A 20631-nucleotide genomic window follows, 5' to 3' on the forward strand; every position below is an offset into this window, starting at 1 on the left:
GTTCCGGGGGTGGTTTGAGCAGCCGTTCGCAGGCGGGCGGCACGCACTGGACGGACGGACAGCACGGAGGTGCCTGACAGGTCACCCCGGGCGGCGAGGTCCATCGAGCGCCGGTTGTCGCCCACCGCGAGGACAACCCATCGGCCGGTCGGAACGTGTTGCTGGAATGGGTTCAACGCGCGGGATGAAGTCAGGTTCTCGGACGCGGGAACCGGTGTCGCGCGTCGCTCCATCCCACGCGGCTCCCCGCCCGGACTACCATCCATCCCATGCCGCTCCGCTTCCGTCAGCGCATCCTTACGCATCTCTCCCACGACACGTACCGCCCCGCGCCCGCGCGGGAGATCGCCAAGCAGCTGCGCATCGAGGGGGCGGAGCGCGATATCTTCCACCAGGCCATCGACCAGCTCGCCGAGTTCGGCGAGATCGAGGTGGATGATCGCGGGCTGGTGCGACTGCCCAGCGCGGGAGAGGAAGTCACCGGCACGCTGCGCGTCAACGCGCGCGGGTTCGGATTCGTCATTCCCGATCAGAAGGTCCGCGAGGGCGACATCTTCGTCCCACCCGACAACCTGGCCGACGCCGTCAGCGGCGACCGCGTGCGCGTGAAACTGCTCATCCGCCGCGGACGGCACGAAAAGGGCAGGGGCGGCGCGGCGGGGGCGGGCGGAGGGGGAGGGCGCGACAGGATCGGACGCGTCATCGAGGTCATCGAGCGCGGGCAGTCCAAGTTCGTCGGCGTGCTCCGCAAGGAAGGCAAGACCTGGGTGGTCGAGCCGGATGGACGATCGCTGCGCGACCCCGTCATCATCCGCGACCCGCACGCCAAGAACGCCAAGCCGGGCGACAAGGTGGTCATTGAGCTGCTGCACTACCCCAGCGGGCCGTACCAGGGCGAGGGCGTGATCCTCGAAGTGCTGGGCGAGGCCGGACGCCCCAGCGTCGAAACCCAGGCGGTCATCGCGGCGTTCGGCCTGCGCGACCACTTCGACGAGGACGTGCTGGAGCAGGCGAGGCAGGCGGCCCGATCCTTTGATGACATCGACGAATACCTCCGATCGCACCCCGCGCCGCTGTCGCTGGATGGCGGGGCGCCCCCGCACGTCCGCGAAGCCCTCGCCGAGCGTGAGGATCTGCGCAACGAGTTCATCCTGACGATCGATCCGCCCGACGCCAAGGATTTCGACGACGCCATCTCGATCACGCACGACACCGCAAGCGACGAGTGGACGCTGGGCGTTCACATCGCGGACGTGTCGCACTTCGTGAGGCAGGGCAGCGCGCTGGATGAGGAGGCCCGCGAGCGCGGCAACAGCAGTTACCTGCCCCGGCTGGTGCTGCCCATGCTGCCGGAGGTGCTGTCCAATGGCGTCTGCTCGCTGCAGGAAGGCGTGCCTCGCTTCACGAAAAGCGTGTTCATCACGCTTGACTCGCGCGGCAAGGTGCTGGCGCAGCGGCTGGCGGGCACCATCATCCAGTCCAACAAGCGGCTGACGTACCTGGAGGCGCAGGCGCTGATCGACGGCGACGAGAAGGAAGCCCGCAAGCACGCCCGCACCGAGACGACGTACACCGAGGAACTGATCGCCGCGCTCAAGCGCATGGACCGGCTGGCCCGCATTCTGCGGGATCGAAGGCGGCGCGACGGCATGATCACGCTCAACCTGCCCGAGGTGGAGTTGCGCTACGACGAGGAAGGCCATGTGATCGGCGTGGAGCCGGAGGACGACGCCTTCACCCACACCGTCATCGAGATGTTCATGGTGGAGGCGAACGAGGCGCTGGCGCGCACGTTCGACGACCTGGGCCTGCCGCTCATCCGCCGCATCCACCCCGACCCCAGCGTGGGCAAGATGGAGGTGCTGCAGACCTACGCGCGGGTGGCGGGCGTGTCGTTGCCGGAGTCGCCCACGCGGCGCGACCTGCAGGTGCTGCTGGAGGCCACGCGCGAAAGCCCCGCGGCCCGTGCGATTCACTTCGCTGTGCTCCGCACCATGACCAAGGCGTCGTACTCGCCCGCGCTCATCGGCCACTACGCGCTGGCCAGCGACCACTACACGCACTTCACCAGCCCCATCCGCCGCTACCCCGACCTGACGGTGCATCGCGCCATGGCGGCGTTCCTGGAGCGCACCGACAACGGCCGCCGCGTGCCCGGCGGGCGCAAGCGCGAGCAACTGGCCAAGGATCTGCTGCTGGACGATCGCATCCTCGATGAAGACCAGCTGATCCAGCTCGGAAGGCACTGCAGCGAGACGGAAGTGACCTCCGAAGAGGCGGAGCGCGAGCTGCGCAGCTTCCTGGTCATGCAGTTCCTCGCCGAGAACCACTTGGGCGACACCTTCACCGGCGCGGTCACGGGCGTCAGCGCGGGGGCGGTGTTCGTGTCCATCGAGCAGTATCTCGTCGAGGGCGTGGTGCCGGTGAGCGAACTGCCCGGCCCGTCGCGCGGCGGGGACCGCTGGCGGCTCAACGACCGCACGCACCGCCTGCACGCGCTCAAGAGCGGGCTGTCGATCGGCATGGGGGACGAAGTGGAGATTCAGATTGTCGCCATCGACCTGGCGACCCGGCGCATGGACCTGCGGGTCACGTCGCTTGCCCCCGCTTCACCCACGCGCCCCGGCAGGAAGAAACCCCACGCCGACCCGGCGCACGGCAGCCGCAAGCGGGCCGAGGGAGAGGGCTACCGCAGGCGGCAGAAGAACCGCGGGGGATACAAACGCGGCCGACGGGGTCGAAAGAGCACCTGACGGTCGGGAATGGTCCGGCATCCCACGGAATCGGCGGCTGTTTCGCCATGTTTGGAGCGGAACCACCCGGTTGAAACCGCTTCAATCGCGGTCCGACGGTGCTTTTCCCCATTTGCCCCCCTCCCCGTGGTTGCCGATCGGAGGCATTTTTGCAATACTACGTGGTTCGGGTGGGAGGTTCGGATGGGGGTGATGGGTTGTGCCGCTGGTTTCCGGGTGCGGTCGATGAGGAAAGGAACTCGATGTCGTTTGAAGCCGCCGTTCACGCCAAGGCCATTCAGCTGGATCACCTGACGCTCGACATGTGCGCCGCCGCGGGTAGCGGGCATCCGTCATCCTGCATGAGCATCGGGCACATCGTCACGGTGCTGCTGTATCACACCATGCGCTGGCTGCCGGATCATCCCCGGTACCCCACCTCGGATCGTCTGGTGCTGTCGGAGGGACATGCGGTACCCATCATTTACGCCGCCTATGCCGACCTGCAGGGCGTGGTCGGCAAGGGTGACGATGATCGCAGGGCGTTGACGGTCAATGACTTGCGCACGCTCCGCGAGAACGACAGCGTGCTCGATGGACACCCCAACCCGATGGAGGGCTTTCCCTTCTTCGACGCCGCCACCGGCTCGCTCGGGCAGGGGCTGTCCGTCGCCGCGGGGTTGGGCGTGGCGGCCCAGCGCGACGGGCTGGATCGTCGCATCTACTGCATCATCGGCGATGGTGAATCCCGCGAAGGCCAGGTCTGGGAGGCCATCGATTTCATCGCCGACCACAAGCTGACCAACGTGCTGCCCATCTTCAACTGCAACGCCTACGGCCAGTCGGCGGCGGTCAGCCCGCAGCAGTCGCCCGAGACGCTCCGCAGGAAGCTGGAGGCGGCGGGGTTCATGGTGGGCGTGATCGACGGACATGACCCCAGGGCCATCAAGGCGGCCTTCGACCACTACATCGCCAACGTTGACAAGGGCCAGCCCATGGCGGTGGTGGCGAAGACGGTGAAGGGCTGGGGGTCGGAAACCATGCAGGGCGGGGGGTGGCATGGCAAGCCGGCCACGGGCGACAAGCTCACGCAGGCCAAGGAAGACCTCGACCACACGCGCGTCGCGCTCACCAGCGCGCTGGCGGGCGATGAACTGGCCATCTACCCGCCCAACGAGTACGTCGCGCCGGAGCAGACGTTCGCCGATCCGCCCTCGTTCAGCGACGCCATGCGCCGCTACGACATGGCGGCGATTCTGGCCTCCGGCAAGTTCGCCACGCGCAAGGCCTACGGGCTGGCGCTGCGGGCCCTGGGACACGCCAACCCGCTGGTCTACGCGCTGGACGCGGATGTGAAGAACAGCACCTTCGCCGAGTGGTTCGCCAACGACAAGGCGCTGGCGGATCGGTTCGTGGAATGCCGCATCGCCGAGCAGAACATGTTCTCCGTGGCGGCGGGCCTGTCCGCGGCGGGCAAGATTCCCTTCTGCTCCACCTTCAGCAAGTTCGTGACGCGGGCCTACGACCAGATCGAGATGGCCATCAACTCCGGCGCCAACCTCAAGATCGTCGGCTCGCACTCGGGCATCTCTCTGGCCTCGGACGGCCCGAGCCAGATGGCGCTGCCTGATGTGGCGTGGTTCCGATCGCTCTCGACCACCCGCGACCACCGGGGCAACCCGGCGTGCTATGTGCTGCAGCCGGCCGACGCCTTCGCCGCCTACGGGCTGACCATGGCCATGGCGGAATATCAGGGCGCGTGCTACATGCGCACCTTCCGTCCGGAAGTGGAGTTCCTCTACGACGAGAACACCGTCTTCAATCTCGGCAAGTTCGAGGTGCTCACGCAGGGACGCGACCTGATGATCGTGACCGCCGGATACATGGTCCACGAGTGCAACAAGGCCATCGAGGCCCTGGACAAACTGGGCATCGACGCCACGCTGATCGACCTTTACTCGATTCCCTTCGACGAGGAAGCCCTGCTCGACCTGGCCAACCAGAACAACGGAAAGATTCTCACCGTGGAGGACAACTACGGCGGGGGCATCGGCAGCGCGGTCTCCGACGCCTGCACCGCCTCCGGCGACGGCTTCACCGTGGAGCAGATGCACGTGCGGCGGATTCCCAAATCCGCGCGCGATGAGAACGGCGTCCTCCAGCAGTGCGGCCTGCACTTCGGGGCCATCACCAGGAAGGCCGCGAACATGCTGGGCGTGCCGGTGAATGCGTGAGGTCTGCGGGAACCGCTCTCCCCGAGACGGCGCCGTGTGCCGCACATTGAATCGACGCGGAGCGAGGTTCCACTCGTTCCCTTCGGCTCGCGCCGCCCGGCTTCACCTCGAGCACCCTCACGTTTTCACCATCGGCCGCTTGGGGTCGGGCCAGTCGACGTGGAAGAACTCGCCGCGCAGCCGATCGACCCGCTCGAACGTGTGCGCCCCGAAGTAATCGCGCTGGGCCTGCAGCAGGTTGGCGGGCAGGGTGGCGCTGCGGTAGCCGTCGTAGTACGACAGCGCGCTCATGAACTGCGGGCAGGCGATGCCCGCGCACGCCGCCAGCGACGCCACTTTGCGCCAGTTGTCCTGGGCCGCGGCGATCTTGCGCTTGAAGTACGAATCGAGGATCAGGTTGTCCAGCTTCGGATCGCGATCGAACGCCTCGGTGATCTTCTGCAGGAACCCGGCGCGGATGATGCACCCGCCCCGCCAGATGCGGGCGATCTCGCCGAAGTTGAGCGTCCAGCCGTACTCCTTCTGCGCCTCGCGCATCAGGTCGAACCCCTGGGCGTAGGAGCAGATCTTCGAGCAGTACAGCGCATCGCGGATCGCCTCGATGGTCCTGGCCTTGGGCAGTTTCCGCGCGGGTCTGGGCCCCTTGAGTTTCCTCGACGCCGCCACGCGCCGCTCCTTCTGGGCGCTCAGGCAGCGGGCGAAGACCGCCTCGGCGATCGACGGGGCGGGCACACCCAGGTCCAGCGCGTTCACGCTGGTCCACTTGCCGGTGCCCTTCTGCCCCGCGGTGTCGAGCACCATGTCCACCAGGTATTTCGACTTCTTCACCGGATCGCGCTGCCGCAGAATGTCCGCCGTGATCTCGACGAGGAATGAATCCAGGTCTCCCCGGTTCCACTCGGCGAAGACCTCGGCCATTTCGGGCGGTTTCATGCCCAGCAGGTGCTTCATCAGGAAGTACGACTCGCAGATGAGCTGCATGTCGCCGTACTCGATGCCGTTGTGGACCATCTTGACGTAGTGGCCCGCGCCGTTCTCACCGATGTACGCGGTGCAGGGCACGCCGCCATGCACGGGTCTGCCGGGGGCGGCGCCTTCGAGGGGCCGGCCCGTCTTCGCGTCCACCTTGGCGGCGATGGCTTCCCACATCGGCTTGAGCCGGGCCCAGGCGTCGCGGTCGCCGCCCGGCATGAGCGAGGGGCCGAAGCGCGCCCCCGTCTCGCCGCCCGACACGCCCGAGCCGAAGAACGTCAGCCGCCCGCGGTACTTCCTCTCGCGCGCGATGGTGTCGGTCCACAGCGAGTTGCCGGCATCGACGACGATGTCCTGCGCCCCGGCCCCGGCTTCGATCAGCCCGTCGCACACCGCGTCGATGGCCGGACCCGCCTTCACCAGCACGATCATGATGCGCGGCGGCTTGAGCGCGCGGACGAAGTCCTCCAGGGTCTCGCATCCCACCAGCCCCCCGCCCAGCCCGCCGAACACGCCCGGCGGGTTGTCGCGCAGAAACTCCTCGGTGACGGACGACGTGCGGTTGTACGCGGCCACCGTGTAGCCGTGATCGGCCAGGTTGAGGGCCAGGTTGCGGCCCATGACGGCCAGCCCGATCATGCCCACGTCGGCGCAGGCGGATGCTGGAGAGGAGAGCGACATGCGCGGGGCTCCCTGAAGTGCGAGTGCGAAGGCAGGATTGTACGGTGTGCGCGGAACGGCGCGGGAAGGGAGCGGTTTAGAATCGGTTGTCGGTGAAACAGGTTCACCGCAACACGGCGTGCTCCATGTCCGATCACCTTCAACTCATCCTGACCTGGCTGCCGTGGGCGGTGCTGGCCGGGATCTCCGGCGCGGTGATCTACTGGGGGTTGTTCGGCGACCGGGCGCGCGGACGGCGGCGCTGCCCGAAGTGCTGGTACAACATGATCGGCTCCCCCGGCATGATGTGTCCGGAATGCGGGTTCGCCGCGCGGCGCGAGCGGCAGTTCCACCGCGACCGACGCCGCTGGCGCGCCGTGACGCTGGGCCTGTTCATGCTCACGCCGCTGATGTGGAACGCCCTGCACGAGGCGCATGGCGAACGATGGTGGCGGGCATGGATTCCTGAATCGTGGCTCGTGGCCGCCCTGCCCTGGGCGGACGACGGCAGTCACTTCGTCGCGCGGGAGCTGGGCTACCGCGCCATGCGCGATGAACTGAGCGACGCCACGTGGGACGCGCTCTTTGAGCGTTGTCTGACGGGCGATGGCGACGCGGCGCCCCCATCGCCCGCGTGGGAGCTCAAGTACGGTCGCATCCTCGTCACGCACGCGCCGCGCTTCATGGCCGATGAAGCGCGGGCGATGCGGCGGCTGGAGTTGCCGCCCCGATTCGACCTGGTGCGCGTTTCGCCGGCGGCCTCGGATGAACCGCTCTGCGTTGAGATCATGCTGCGTCACTGGTGGCCGCGCGGCTTCGTCACCCGCGTGACGTTCGAGGCGTTCGCCGACGGCGTGCCGCTTCTTGAATCGCCGGTCGTGGCCCGCCATGTCGATCTGCCCGGCTCATCCCGCCCGTTTCCGCTGGTGATGCCGCCGCCGCCCTCCGGCGCGAGGTCGATCGACCTCCGCGTCACCGCGGAGCGGATCGATGTCGACGGCTCCGTGCGCCGGTTCGAGCCGGTCACGCTCACGGCGCCGGTTCAGCATGCGGGCGGCGCGTCAACCATGCTCAACGCCACCACCGATCCGGAGATCGAACGTCTGCTGCGCGAGGCGCTGGGCGGGCGCGTCGGACGCCATGCCTCGGACGGGGCGGATCAGCCGGGGGCGCGGCGGGTGTCATCGCTGCGGTTCACGCGGGCGTTCAGGGCGCCGGTGCTGGAAGGCGTGGCCATCGGTCTGCGCATCGAGATTCTGCGCGATGACGAGGTCGTTCATGTGCTCGACCACTGGGGCGAAGGCGGCGCGGGACCGGGACAGTTCAGACGCCAGTGGCTGCACTCGCCCGACGGGCTCTCTTTCGTGGACGCGATGGGCGCGGACGGCGCCGCGTGGACCATGCGCGTGCGCGGCGAGCGCGGGCTGGCGCTTCGCGTCCCCGGCGCTACCACCTGGTGGCAGGGCGAGTTCACCATGCCCCTGATCGTTGAGGACACGGGCCGCCCGGCGCAGATCGAGGAATGGACCATCGAGCGGTGATGGGGCGCGGCGTTGGCGCTCGCGCGACCGTACCGCACCCGCGTTCATCGGTTGAGCGCCGCGGCGTACCAGCCGGTCTTGCCCTCTACTTCGACGGGGGCCAGCAGGTGCAGGCGCAGGTCGCCGCCGTACAGGTCGGCCACGCTGACGGGGTCGCCGGTGACGAGATGAATCGTCACCTCGCCGCTCGGCGCGATGGCGTGATCCGGGCAGGCCAGGGCCAGCATGGCGCGATTCTGCGACGCCCACGCACGCGCGACGTGGGCGCCGCGCAGGCGATCCTCCCACGCCACCAGGTGCAGCCCACCCGAGGTGTCCGCCGCGATCTCCACGTCCGCCGCGCCCGGGCAGCGGACAGGCAACAGCCCGAGCCCCGCGATCCACGAACACAGGGCGCGGGCTGGCGGCGCGGGCCGCACCGGCTTGTGCGGCACCACCGCCGCCCCGGGCTTGGGCTCCACGTGCAGCGCCGCCGGCTTGGGGCGCAGACGGGTGGGTTCAGGAGAAGTGCTCGGTTGTCGGGTGTCGGTTGTCGTCGTCGAGCCGACCGGTGCGCCGAAGCCCCTGACGGGCGTGGCGATCGAGGGGCGATCGTCCTGACGGTTCGAAGCGGGCGGCGGCGTCATCGGCGAAACGGGCATCGACGGGGGCTCCTTCGGCGCGGGAACGACGGAAGTCGGAGGGGGCGCTGCGCCCAGGAACGAATGCGGCGACGCGGTCTCGATGACCGGCGCGACGGGCGCGACCGCGCTGAGCGTGCGGATCAGGTCAGGCAGCGTCGGCGCATGGTCGGAGGGGAAGCGGAAGTGCAGCGTTGAGCCGAGCGCGCCCATCGCCCGCACGCATCGGCGCAGCGGAACGGTGACGCCGTACCGGTTCTCCACCGCGTGACTGATGGCGGCGGCGGCCTGCTCGGCCCGGTCACGGTCGGCGCCGAGGATCGCCAGCTCCAGCGGCGGGGGCACGCGGTCCTGCTCCAGCGCGGCGTCGCAGAGGGCGCCGAGTTGCCGCACCGCCGCCTCGATGGCGACCTCGTCCGCGCCGGAGAGCAGAGTGATGATCTCGGCCCCGCAGCCGAGCAGCTCGCCTGGCGGCGCATCGTTGGCGGGCCGGATCACCCACCGCCCCACCGTGGCGGCGGCGATGGCGACGGCCTCCTGCAGCGTCGCCGCCGCGCTGGCCCGCGCCACCGATTCGCTGCCGCGGAGAATCTCGAGGATCAACTGCTCCGAATCGAGCCGGATCAGGCCCGTCGGGCCCGCATCGCGGGCCACGTCGTCGGCGTACTGCGTCAACCACAACCCGGCACGGACCGGCAGGTGGCCAACGAGAATCAACTCGGCGACGTGGCGCACGCCCCCGCCGATACTCCCCTGGCGGACGACGCTCGACTCGCCGGCGCGAGCGCCCCGCGGCGCTTCGGATGACGCTTCGCGCGGCGCGTCGACCGGACTCTGGCCTGCCGCAGCGGACATGCGAACACCCCCAGCCGCGCTGCCGGGTCGGGTCAGAAACAGGTCGGCCAGGTGCCGGATGTGGTCGGTCGTCTCAGCCATGTCGGAATCCTCCCACATTGGCGTGCAAGTCGGTGGATCAGGCGTCCCGCCTGCGTTCAGTGGTGCAGGCATCTCGCCCGCCATCCTCAGCCCTTCTTTCGCGGGACAGGCGTCCTGCCTGTTCCACCCATCAGTCTCTCATGTCACCTCGAAGTAGTTGTTGTCTTCGCCGAATTGGTTGCGCCGACGATTGGGGTTGTACGGGTCGGCCTGCCATCGCCCATCGATGACCAGCCGATACTCGTACCGACCAGGGGGCAGGGGCAGGATGAGCTCGTGAACGCCCGCCTCGCGGTTGTATCGCAGGGTGGAGGCGGTGGCGGACCAGCCGTTGAACTCACCCGCCACCGTAATGACCATGCCCGGCGTACCCGGCTGGATGAAGAGCACGCCCTGCGCCGTCTGACGGACGCCGAACAGTCGTGCGATGTTGGCGGGTATCATGGCGATAGTGGGAGGCACGTCCTTGGCCTCGATGAGCGTGCCCTTGCGGCCGCGCGGGCCCAGCGGCGTCAGGTCGCCCGGAGGCGAGCTGGGCGGGTCCGGCGAGCCGGGAAGCACCGGCGGCGCCGACGATTCGTCGCGCGAACGCGACTGCACCATCTGACGCACTCTCCTGGCCATTTCGGCGGCGCGGCTGTTCTCGGCGACCGGCCCCTGGGTCGCCCCCTCCACGCCGCTTCCACTCCGTGCGACTGTGACGCCGCCCTCGATCGCCGATCCGCCCATCGCAGCCCCCCCCACCGCCGCGCCCATCGGCACGGCCACGCGCTCGGGCGTGTCTCCCTCGCGCAGATAGGGCATCGAGACGCTGCGTGTGATCTCGATCTGCGGCTCCGGCGGATCGGCGGGATGCTCCTCGAGCCAGGTGGCGAGGGCCTCGAAGTCCTTGGCGGCCTGCGACTGCGGCGCGTACTCCGCCACCGGCTGTCCCATGCCCGCCGCCTCGCGGATCTCGGTGTGCTCGCGGATCACCACCGGAATCACGCGCCCCGCGAACTGCTTGCGGATCGAGCCGAGCACGTCCTGCGCCAGCCGCTCATCGGGGTTGTAGAGTGTTGGAAGCACGTACACCGCAATGGGGTGGCTGACGTGATCGACGAGGTTGCGGATCGTCTCCCACTGCTTCCTGGCGCCGCGCAGGGCGAAGAAGCCGGTTTCGACTGGAATGATCGCCTCTCCCGCCGCCCGCAGGGCGTTGTAGGTGAGCAGCCCGATGGTGGGCGGGCAGTCGATGAGGCAGCGGTCGTAGTGCGGCGCGAGATGCCGCAGCAGCATGGCCAGCCGACGGTCGCGGTCCTCCAGCCCGTGCAGCCCGCCGCCCGGCGCTTCCAGACCCGCCAGCGACATGGTGCTGGGAATCAGGTCGAGGTGACGACCGACCTCCCACACCAGGTTGGCGCGGTTGACGGAGCGCGACAGGTCGCTCAGCAGGGCGTCGCCGATGGAGCGCTCGATGGCGTCCTCCGGCACGCCCAGCCCGGCGGCGCAGTGCGACTGCGGGTCCATGTCCACCACCAGCGTGCGCAGACCCCGCCGGGCGCAGATGGCCGCGAGGTTGATGGCGGTGGTCGTCTTGCCGCAGCCGCCCTTCTGATTGACGATCGCGATGGTGCGCACGGGAACGGAAAGTGCTGAGTGCTGATGGCCCTTGGTTGGTCGATGAACCACTGCCTGACGCCTTCTCCTGTCATTCGTTATCGGAGTGGTCGATGGCGCGGCTTGATTCTTGATCTTTTCCGGACGTTGGCTGCAGCAGGTCGTGCTTCACGAGGGGCTGCACGGTCAGGGCGGCGATGGCCCGGTTGGTGTAGCGCGGATCATCGGTGACCTCACGCTCGATGAAGGGCGCCAGCCAGGCCGGGGGCGACGCGGGATGCCGTGCTTCGGGCAGTTCGACCTCCGCCAGCACCAGCCCCGGCGGTTGGTCGAACACGTCAATCTCCCACACCAGGCCGGTGGCCGCGTCCGGCACGCGGTGGCGCGTCTTTCGCAGACGCGCGCCCTGGGTGGCGGGCCAGTCACGTTCGAAGGCCTCGGGCGTGATCTCCCGCTCCACTTCCTGCCGCACCAGCCCCACGCCCTGCTTGAGGGTGTGGATCAGCACGACGCGGCCGTCGGCGCGGGTGATCCGACGCAGACGCCCCTGCCCGGGCAGATAGCCCTGCTCGATGCGCCAGGTCTCCGCGCCGGGCGGCAGGACCGGCGCAGCCCGCAGCAGGTACTTGCGCTCGATCTCCAGTCGCGGAGCGGAATCATCGGGCGAGGCCATGACAGATGCTAGAGACCATCCCGCAACCCGGAGTCGACGCCGGGCCATTGGAGGTCGATGAGCATCCGTGCTCCGCGGGGAAGTCCTCCGAATCCGGTCTGCTGCTCTCCATCCATCCGCGTACACTACGGTTCCTGACGAGCGGCCATCCTGAAACTCATACTCGGAATCACCGCTGAGCCGCCAAGGTCGCGGAAGAGCAACGATCGATACTCAATACGACTCGACGCTCTTTGCGGCTCTGCAGCGAATGCTTCCTGCTGAGGTTTGGGGGCCTGCTCTGCTTCCACGGAAGGGAGATCCCAGGTGAGCGGCGAACGGAAGCGCGTGCTGGTGCTGATGGGCGGACCGGATGCGGAGCGCGAGGTGAGCATCACTTCGGGCCGGGCGGTGGCGCAGGCCCTGCGGGAGTGCGGGCGATTCGACGTCATCGAAGAGGTCATCGATCGACCCTCGCTTGCGGAACTGGATGCGATGCCGGGCGACGTCATCTTCCCCGTGCTGCACGGCCAATGGGGCGAGGGCGGCCCGCTCCAGGAACTGCTGGAGGCGATGGGACGCCCCTACGTCGGATGCGGGCCCGAGGCGGCGTCGACCGCCATGGACAAGATGAAGACCAAGGTGATTCTCTCACGCGCCGGCGTGGACAGCCCGCTGGCGATCGAGATCGGACCGGATGACCCCTGCCGCATCGAACCGCCGCTGGTGCTCAAGCCGGTGGATGACGGATCGAGCGTGGACATCCGCATCTGCCGCAGCGTGGAGGAGATCGAGGCGGGACGTGCTGCGCTTCATCCGCGCCGGGCGCGGCTGATGGCGGAGCGGTACGTTCCCGGACGCGAGCTGACCGTGGGCGTGGTGAACGGGGTGGTGCTGCCCATCATCGAGATCATCCCCGCCGTGGCCTTCTACGACTACGACGCCAAGTACGTGAGCGAGGAGACCAAGTACGTGCTGGATCCGGATCTCAAGCCGGCGGTGTCGCGGCAGTGCCGGGAATGGACGCTGCTGGCGTGGGAGCATCTGGGCTGCCGCGACGTGGCGCGGGCCGACTTCCGGCTCGACCCGGATGATCGTCTGTGGTTCCTGGAGATCAACACCATGCCGGGGTTCACCAGTCACTCGCTGGTGCCCAAGGCGGCGGCGCACGTGGGCATCGCCATGCCGCCCTTGTGCGCCTCCCTGGTGGAGGCGGCGCTGGCTCGGGCGGAGCAGGACGTGGAGGCGGAAGCGGCGTGAGTGAAGCAACCCACGCGCGGGACGACCTAGCATCCGGCATGACCTGCTCCCACGACACGTCGGCCGGCCTGACGGTGCGATTCAAGCGGCTCTCGTCGCGGGCCACGTTGCCTCGATACCAGACGGATCACGCCGCCGGCATGGACCTGCACGCGGACCTGTCCGGCGCGGGGAATGTCATCTTGCAGCCGGGCGAGATTCACCTGATCCCCTGCGGCTTCGCCATGGCGGTGCCGCAGGGCTACGAGGCGCAGGTGCGGCCGCGCAGCGGACTGGCCACGAAGCACGGCGTGTCGATGCCCAACGCGCCAGGCACCATCGACGCCGACTACCGGGGCGAGGTGAAGGTGCCGCTCATCAACCTGGGCAGCGAGCCGGTGACGATCACCCACGGAATGCGCATCGCGCAGATGGTGATCGCCCCGGTCGTGCGCTGTCGCGTGGAGGAGGTGGAGGTGCTCGACGAGACGCTGCGGGGTCAGGGCGGGTTCGGCAGCACGGGCGTGTGAAACTGCGCGGGTTGACCACGGCGACCCGACCGGTGGATCATCCCCCGCCGGAAGGCGCACCTTCAGTTCTATCAGGAATCCCCCGATATCTTCCGGCACATCAGCGGGATGACCCCGTCGGGCGTCGTCCCGCGCGATTTCATCGGCCATGACAGCCGCGATGCCTCATGAACACCCGGGGATCAGGTGTCATTGATGTCTCTCCCTTCGCTCGATGCGGTGCTGTCATCGCCCAATCTCCCGACCCTGCCCGCGGTGGCCTGGCGCGTTCTGGAGCTGACGCGCCGCCCGGACGTGCGCCTGTCGGAGATCGCCGACGTGGTGCAGAACGATCCGGCCATCACGGCGCGGATTCTCAAGACCGTCAACTCCAGCTTCTACGGGCTGCCTTCGCCATGTCCGACCATCGCCAGGGCGATCGCGCTGCTGGGGCTGAACGCGGTCAAGTCGCTGGTGCTGGGCTTCAGTCTGGTGGATTCGGTCAAGCAGGTGGGTTCGGCGCAGTCGATGGATCTGACGGCGTACTGGCGGCGGTCGATCCATGCCGCCTCGGCGGCCCGCGTGCTGGCCGAGGCGACCGGCGGATGCGACCCGGAGGAGCCGTTCACCGCGGCGCTGCTGGCCAACGTGGGGCTGGTCGCGCTGGCGCTGTCCTGCCCGGAGCCGGCCGCGCAGCTGCAGGAAGAGGCAGGGGGCGACCATCTGCGCCTCGCGGCGGCTGAGCGGACACGGTTCGGATTCGACCACGCGATGCTGAGCGCCGCGCTGGCGGATCGCTGGCGTCTGCCGGGGGAACTCGTGCTCGCCGTGAAGCAGCACCATGACCCGGGGCCAGTCCAGCCGATCTCCCGCCTGACAGCGCTCGCGGAGTTGATCGCGGAGACCCTGATCGGCGTAAACCGATCCGAGGCGCGAAAAGCGCTGCACCGCCAGGCGGGGGCGTGGTTTCGGATCGACGAAGCCCTGGTTGACGCGCTGCTGTCGCGCATCGTCGAGCAGGCGTCCCAGGTCGCCGCGATGTTCAAGGTCGACGTGGGCGAACCAGTGGACGTTCGGCGCCTGCTGGAGGAGGCGTCCGATCAACTGGCGGCGCATCAGGTGACCGTGGCGCGCGAAACCCTGGCGCTGCGCTCCACCAACGACGAACTGCTGCGGCAGACCGTGACCGACGCGCTGACCAGGGCGAGGAACCGTCGCTTCTTCGACGAAGCCGTGTCGGACGCCTTCCTCGCCGCCTCGACCTCGGGCGGGCGGGTGGCGGTCATCATGTGCGACGCCGACCGGTTCAAGAGCGTCAACGACACGCACGGGCATGGCGTGGGCGACCAGGTGCTGATCGAAATCGCCTCGCGCCTGCGCTCGGTGGTGCGCGAAGGCGACCACGTGTGCCGCTACGGCGGGGAGGAGTTCGCCGTGATCCTGCCCGGCGCGGGTCGGCGCGAGGCCGCCGCCCTGTCCGAGCGTCTGCGGCACCGGGTGGGGGCGTCTCCGTTCACGGTTCATTCCGACGACGGCCAGGTGCTGGTCCTGCCCGTCACCGCCAGTTTTGGCGTCGCGGCGCTCGACGAGGAAACGCGGGGGACGATTACCGACGTCGCCGGGCTGACCGGCGCCGCCGACAGGGCTCTCTACGCCGCCAAGGGCGCGGGGCGCAACTGCACGCGGGTGTTCCTCGCCGGGGGGGCGAACTCGTCCAGTCGCCCCGACGCGAAGCGCCGGTCGGACCAGGCGCAACGGACGCCGGACCACGGCGACGCGCACCCCCGACGCTGGATGCTCGTGGTGGAGGACGACCCGGCGTTCGCGCGAATCGCGGAACGGGCGTTCGCAAGCAACGACCACGTGGAAGTGCGAGTGGCCAGATCAGGCGAGGATGCGCTCATGATGCTCAGCGGCGGACGGGACGGACGCGAGCCGGGGCCGGACGTTGTCGTGGCCGACCTGCAACTGCCGGGTCTGAGCGGGGTGGATCTGGTGCGCGCCATGCGGGCCCACGATCAGTGGCGCGCCATGCCGGTCATCATGCTGACAGGATCGCCCAGCGACGCCTCGCGGCGCGAGTGCTTCAGCGCAGGCGCCAACCTGTACGTCGCCAAGCAGTCGCTGGGCGACAACCCGGTGAGCCGTCTGCGCGAGATCATCGACCTGTGGCGCGCCGCCGCCTGATCCTCAGCGCTTCAGCGCGTTGAAGAACAGGTAGGGCAGCGGACCGCCGTCCAGCGGGGCCACGGTGCCGGTGCGGGCGTCGGCGCCGTAGAGGATGATCAGCCCGTTGACGTTGTCGATCACGTAGATGACCTCATCGGGCTTGACGTCGCCCCCGCGTCCCGAGTCGGCGGCGACGATGGTGTAGTTGGCGCGGCTGGACACTTCACCCGCGTAGGCCGGGTTGCCGGGCAGGCGACCGGCCTGCAGGATGACCAGGGCGCCGAGAATGAACGCGCTGGCCCACAGCACGGCCTTGCCGGCGTCGATCCGCATGGTGGATGGCTTCATGGCGTGTGCTCCGTGCTGAATCAGTTGCGGCTGCGCCCGTACTGGGCGGCGTCCACGGCGAGGTCGCGACCGCCCACCACGTGGACGGTGCGTGCGTTGGGGTCGAAGCCCAGCGCCAGCATCTGCTGGTTCACCTCGTCCACGATGAAGAGCACGGACGACTCGCGTCCCGGAATCTTCGCCGGCACCGCGTGGTACATGCCCTTGGCCCGGTAGCCCTGCGCCACCGCCGGCGCACCGAAGGTGACGAAGCCCAGGGCGAGCAGCAGCGCCCCGTTGAGCGCCAGCAGGCCGCCCAGACCGCCTCGACGGAGACGAGCACTGGATCGCATGGTCGATTTCCTCGTGTGGATGAAGCGCCGCGCGGCAACGCGGCGTGGCGTGGCGAACTGAATGCGGTCAGTCCTGGTGTGACCGCTTGGCGGGAATCAGACTCACCGTCATGACGACGCCCGCCATGATGACGGCTGACGCCAGGCCAAGCCACACCGGATAGCGCGTCTTGAACGACGGCTGCGGAGCGGCGGTGACGGTGTTGATGGCCGGTCCGCTGTCAAGGTTGCCGCCGCGGGGGTCGAGCGCGCCCCCCATCTGGGCCGAGGCCGCGGTGGCCAGCGACGCCGCGCCGAACAGAGCCAGTGACGCAAGACCGATCTTCAGTGTTCGGGTTCGCATGGTCATACAGGATACGTCCTTTCCGGCGCCGCCGCAAGCGTCCGGGGCCCGATCCGTCCCGCCACCGGGGAAGGGGCGCGAACGGTGAATGATCGGCTGATGCGGTCGAAGCAGCGCCGGGGCACCGACACGGTGCTCCACCTCGTCGAGCGCGGCCTCATCGCCCCGGCGTACGCCGCCAGCGGAACCGCCCGCAGGGCGTACCAGCGGCCGCCAAACTCGAACATCTCCTCGAAGAGCGCGTCAGGCGGCTGCGCCTCGCACCAGTAGGCGAACACGAACACCGGCTCGAAGCCGGGTCCGAACAGCTCGCTCCACCGGGTCAGCGCCGCCACGTCCTCCTCCGTCACCCAGTTCTCCAGCCCCGACCTGCGGCGGGCGTCGTGCTTGCGGCCCTTGACGTCGATGAGCATGTTGCACGTAGGCCCGTAGACCACGAAATCGAAGGACTTGAGGGCGTCCATCCCCTCGCCGAGGGGCAGCAGCGCCTTGCGGGCCTCGTCCACCGCCACGTAGGGGACGCGGTTGACGCGCAGATACTGCTCGAACGCCTGCTCGTAGTGGAATCGCCGCTGGGCCACGCGCCCATTGTCGCCTCCCGCATCGCCTGCCGCAACCTCCCAGGCGTGGTTTTCCGTCATGCTTCAGAGGCGGGGTCCGGAAAATCACGCGACTCCGCCGCCCGACTCGCCGATACACTCTCCGGATCATTCCAGAGGGCGGACGACGCGGTTCACGCGGTTCGCCGCCCATTCGCCAGTCGCCGCGCGCCGAAGGCCGCGGACCCGTTGGACAGGGTTTCACCATGACGCAGACCAGACGCCTCCACACGCTGCTCATCCCGCTGGCCGCCCTGACCCTTCTCACCGGCTGCCACTCGCCCCAGGGGGCGTTCATGCCCTATACCGGGGGCACCCAGACCCTGCACTCGACGGAAACGTCGCCCAAGACGTTCCGACTGATCGACCTCTCGACCGGCGAGACCGCCTTCGAGATCGACATCCCCGCCGGGCACCAGCTCACCTATGACTTCATCGAGAAGGGCGGCGACGACCCCGTGTCTCGCCCCTCGCTCATGCGCTACGAGATCTTCGCGATCGGCACCCGCACCGGACGCCTGCGCAACTCGATCAGCGTGCCTGCCGCCACCGCCCGCCGCGCCGACTGGTACATCCGTGACGGCATGGAGGCCCGCCCCGAGCCGCCCGAGTACCGCTTCCGCACCGATCGTGTGGAAGACCGGCCTGACTGGTGGTCGCCGCGCGGCGGCGCGATGCCCAACGAGGGCATCAAGACCACGCTGTACGACAACTGATCCAAGACCGTCGGCAGCCCGACCCTACCGCACACCCGCCACCGCCTCGCTCGGCGGCAGGTCGCGCGTCAGCACCGCTTCCGAGAGCGTCACCGTCGGCGCGGGCTCACCCACCAGCCAGGCCTTGGAGGCGCCGCGACTGGTTTCCGTCACCTGCGCCTGAAGGGGGGCGCCCGTGGCGCGGTCGTAGACGGGCCTCAGCCGACCCGTCGCGGCGTCGGTCGTGCAGACGTAGAACCGCTGCCCCTTGGCCAGACCGTGATCGCTCCCCCCCGCCAGCGAGAGTTCCCGCCACCCCGTCACGCGGATCACGTTGACCGACGCCACCTGCGATGGGGCCAGCGCGGCCAGACGCTCGGCGGCCTTCTTCACCGCGTGGCGCGTGGCCTCTCCCAGCGGTGAGCGGTTGAAGAGATACGAGCCGAAACTCATACCCGCGTACTGCTGACTGATGGGCTTGCCGCCCGCGCTGGCGGTGCCGGCGACATGATCCGACCCGGCGATCCGGCCCGTGCGAAGATCCACGATGGTGAAACTGATCGCCGTCACCGCCTGATTCTTCGGGCCGAACAGCCCCTTCTCGATGGGTCCGCCCGCCAGGTCGGCGGTGTGGTGGAAGTCGGTGACCTGCCCCACGATGACATAATCCACGTCCGGGTAGAGCCGCCGGGCGTCGGTCAGTTCGGAGACCAGTTCGCCAGTTCGTCCGCGAGCGAGCGAGGCCACCCGCGAAGCGAGCGCCTCGTTGAAGCGCACCTCGAAGCGCTTGTCGGGCAGCATCTCGCGCCCCAGTTGCTGGGCAGCGCCCGAACCGATGTCGCTCCACTTGAGCGGCGAGGTGCGCGGATTCTCAAACGCGCCCAGCACCAGCACCGTGCGGGCCGGCGGCTGACCCACGTACGCGGCGTTGACGCCCGAGCCGAACGGGTTGCTCAGTTTCGGCGCCGAGCAGCCCGCGATCGCCAGGGCCGCGGCGAACAGCGCAATCCATGCGCGGCGGGTCCGTTCGCGGGATGTCGCGGTCGTCGGGGTGCGTCGTGGTCGCATGGCAACTTCCAGCATCGGCCCGCGCCGCGGCCTGGCTTTGAAATCGACCCTCGCCGTGCTTTCACCCGTTTTTTGGGGGTTCCATCCCGGCGACGGTCCGGTACGATGTGCCCGGACGGCGCTTCGGCGCCGGGGAGGTGCTGAATGTCTCACAAACTCACTCGACGATCGCTGACCGAGGCCGCCGCCCTGGCGGTCCTGGCTCTCGCCACGGGCTCCGCGCTCGCCCAGAGCAAGTCGCCCGCGGTGTTCGTGGCCAACAACGTGTCGGACCAGATCACCAGTTTCCGCATGAACCCGGACGGCACGCTGACCTTCGTGGGCAACGTCGCAACCGGCGACGGGCCGCAGGCCATCTCGATCTCGCCCGACGGCGCGTTCGTCGCCGTGGCCCACGGCACCCAGTCTGTCACCACCGAGGAGGTGCGCATCTTCCGCGTCAATCCGGACGCCTCGCTCACGCAGGTGGCGCTTCACCTGGTGCCAGATTCGCCACTGGACCTGGAGTGGGTGACGGACAGGCATCTGGCCGTCTCCGAGACGCGCAGCGGCGCCAGCAAGGTGCGCATCTTCGAGTTCGACCGGAACATGCTGTGGCTGATCGAACGCTCCGTGCAGCCGGCGGGATCGTTCCACAGCAGTCTCGCCGTGCATCCCAACCGCCGCTGGGTCTACGCCAACGACACCAGCAACAGCCGCATCACCATCTTCGAGGTGCAGCCCAACGGCTCGCTCACGCTGCTGACCGACTTCGGCACGCCCGGATTCGCGGTGGAGCTGTGCATCTCGCCGGACGGGCGCTTCCTCTACGGCGCGGGGGGCATCGCGGGTTCAGGCCGCAACGTCCACGCCCTGCGCATCCGCGCCGATGGATCACTCGAGCCCATTCCCGGCACCCCTTTCCAGTCGCCGGGCGCTTCGCCCTCCAACGTCCACGTCATGCCTGACGGCCGCCACCTGTTCGTGGGTCACGGCACCGACGCCACCTGCTGGTCCTTCGCCATCAACCAGCAGACGGGTGAGATCGCCTCGACCGGCCACATGTTCGACGTGGGACTGCAGGGCACGCTTGGGGATATCCAGGCGCTGCGGCAGTTCATGTTCGTCACCGATGACAGCACCGCCATCGACGGCATCACGGGCATCTACTCCTTCCGGGTGGCCCTCGACGGCAGCTTCACGCAGGTGGCGCCGATCTACAACACCGGCGGGACAAGGCCGCGCCCGATCGCCACGTGGGACCCCACGCCTCGGGTGCATGTCCCGCCCGCCAATCGCCTGCCGTTCCGGATTCTGCCGCGGTAATGCGGCGCATGCGTCGAACGACACATGACCGACGTGTGGACGCTGTCGATCAGGATGACTCATGCGAGGAGCCGGCGC

The 20631-nt window shown here is 68.8% G+C and carries 17 protein-coding genes; 8 read left to right on the forward strand and 9 right to left on the reverse strand.

Annotated elements, in window-relative coordinates; all coding sequences use genetic code 11:
• Nucleotides 1-269 precede the first annotated feature (269 nt).
• Both HRU76_04415 and HRU76_04420 read left to right on the forward strand, forming a co-directional pair.
• On the forward strand, nt 270-2753 hold the full coding sequence (locus HRU76_04415; GenBank protein ID QOJ16876.1) for an RNB domain-containing ribonuclease: 2484 nt from the start codon (nt 270-272) through the stop codon (nt 2751-2753).
• Between the two features lie 242 nt (nt 2754-2995).
• On the forward strand, nt 2996-4966 hold the full coding sequence (locus tag HRU76_04420; GenBank protein ID QOJ16877.1) for a transketolase: 1971 nt from the start codon (nt 2996-2998) through the stop codon (nt 4964-4966).
• A 117-nt stretch (nt 4967-5083) separates the two neighbouring features.
• Here HRU76_04420 and gndA read toward each other — a convergent pair whose 3' ends face one another.
• A complete protein-coding gene (gene gndA, locus HRU76_04425; GenBank protein ID QOJ16878.1) occupies nt 5084-6619 on the reverse strand; it encodes an NADP-dependent phosphogluconate dehydrogenase in 1536 nt (511 codons plus the stop codon).
• 92 nt (nt 6620-6711) lie between these two features.
• Between gndA and HRU76_04430 the strand changes: the two genes are divergently transcribed.
• Nucleotides 6712-8139, forward strand: coding sequence for a hypothetical protein (locus HRU76_04430; GenBank protein QOJ16879.1), 1428 nt, complete (start codon nt 6712-6714; stop codon nt 8137-8139).
• 44 nt (nt 8140-8183) lie between these two features.
• Here the strand turns inward: HRU76_04430 and HRU76_04435 are convergent, their stop codons facing one another.
• From HRU76_04435 to HRU76_04445, 3 genes are all read right to left on the reverse strand, one after another.
• Entirely contained in the window at nt 8184-9695 is a 1512-nt protein-coding gene (locus HRU76_04435; protein ID QOJ16880.1) for a hypothetical protein, read from the reverse strand.
• 138 nt (nt 9696-9833) lie between these two features.
• On the reverse strand, nt 9834-11366 hold the full coding sequence (locus tag HRU76_04440; GenBank protein ID QOJ16881.1) for an AAA family ATPase: 1533 nt from the start codon (nt 11364-11366) through the stop codon (nt 9834-9836).
• 19 nt (nt 11367-11385) lie between these two features.
• Nucleotides 11386-11967, reverse strand: coding sequence for an adenylate cyclase (locus HRU76_04445; GenBank protein ID QOJ16882.1), 582 nt, complete (start codon nt 11965-11967; stop codon nt 11386-11388).
• A 306-nt stretch (nt 11968-12273) separates the two neighbouring features.
• On the opposite strand from HRU76_04445, the gene HRU76_04450 reads away from it, so the two are divergent.
• The 3 genes from HRU76_04450 to HRU76_04460 all read left to right on the forward strand — a co-directional run bounded on the left by HRU76_04450 (nt 12274) and on the right by HRU76_04460 (nt 15881).
• Nucleotides 12274-13206: a D-alanine--D-alanine ligase gene (locus HRU76_04450; GenBank protein ID QOJ16883.1), complete on the forward strand. Its 933-nt coding sequence runs from the start codon at nt 12274-12276 to the stop codon at nt 13204-13206.
• A gap of 38 nt (nt 13207-13244) precedes the next feature.
• Complete coding sequence (gene dut / locus HRU76_04455; protein ID QOJ16884.1) at nt 13245-13715, forward strand: dUTP diphosphatase; 471 nt, start codon at nt 13245-13247, stop codon at nt 13713-13715.
• Nucleotides 13716-13910: 195 nt separating this feature from the next.
• Complete coding sequence (locus HRU76_04460) at nt 13911-15881, forward strand: HDOD domain-containing protein (GenBank protein QOJ16885.1); 1971 nt, start codon at nt 13911-13913, stop codon at nt 15879-15881.
• 3 nt (nt 15882-15884) lie between these two features.
• Here HRU76_04460 and HRU76_04465 read toward each other — a convergent pair whose 3' ends face one another.
• The 4 genes from HRU76_04465 to HRU76_04480 form a co-directional block, all read right to left on the reverse strand.
• Nucleotides 15885-16211, reverse strand: coding sequence for a hypothetical protein (locus HRU76_04465; GenBank protein ID QOJ16886.1), 327 nt, complete (start codon nt 16209-16211; stop codon nt 15885-15887).
• Nucleotides 16212-16231: 20 nt separating this feature from the next.
• Entirely contained in the window at nt 16232-16543 is a 312-nt protein-coding gene (locus HRU76_04470; protein QOJ16887.1) for a hypothetical protein, read from the reverse strand.
• A 67-nt stretch (nt 16544-16610) separates the two neighbouring features.
• The gene (locus tag HRU76_04475) at nt 16611-16886 is read right to left on the reverse strand and encodes a hypothetical protein (GenBank protein QOJ16888.1); all 276 of its coding nucleotides are present in this window, start codon (nt 16884-16886) and stop codon (nt 16611-16613) included.
• Between the two features lie 2 nt (nt 16887-16888).
• Nucleotides 16889-17527, reverse strand: coding sequence for an HYExAFE family protein (locus tag HRU76_04480; protein ID QOJ16889.1), 639 nt, complete (start codon nt 17525-17527; stop codon nt 16889-16891).
• A gap of 164 nt (nt 17528-17691) precedes the next feature.
• Here HRU76_04480 and HRU76_04485 point away from each other — a divergent pair, with 164 nt between their 5' ends.
• The gene (locus HRU76_04485; protein ID QOJ16890.1) at nt 17692-18201 is read left to right on the forward strand and encodes a hypothetical protein; all 510 of its coding nucleotides are present in this window, start codon (nt 17692-17694) and stop codon (nt 18199-18201) included.
• A gap of 24 nt (nt 18202-18225) precedes the next feature.
• Here HRU76_04485 and HRU76_04490 read toward each other — a convergent pair whose 3' ends face one another.
• Nucleotides 18226-19248 carry a hypothetical protein gene (locus tag HRU76_04490; GenBank protein QOJ16891.1) on the reverse strand — a complete coding sequence of 341 codons (1023 nt, stop codon included), beginning with the start codon at nt 19246-19248 and terminating at the stop codon, nt 18226-18228.
• A gap of 144 nt (nt 19249-19392) precedes the next feature.
• Here HRU76_04490 and HRU76_04495 point away from each other — a divergent pair, with 144 nt between their 5' ends.
• Nucleotides 19393-20553, forward strand: coding sequence for a beta-propeller fold lactonase family protein (locus HRU76_04495; protein ID QOJ16892.1), 1161 nt, complete (start codon nt 19393-19395; stop codon nt 20551-20553).
• The last annotated feature ends 78 nt before the right edge of the window (nt 20554-20631 follow it).

Source organism: Phycisphaeraceae bacterium, assembly GCA_015709595.1.
Taxonomy (GTDB): Bacteria; Planctomycetota; Phycisphaerae; order Phycisphaerales; family SM1A02; genus CAADGA01.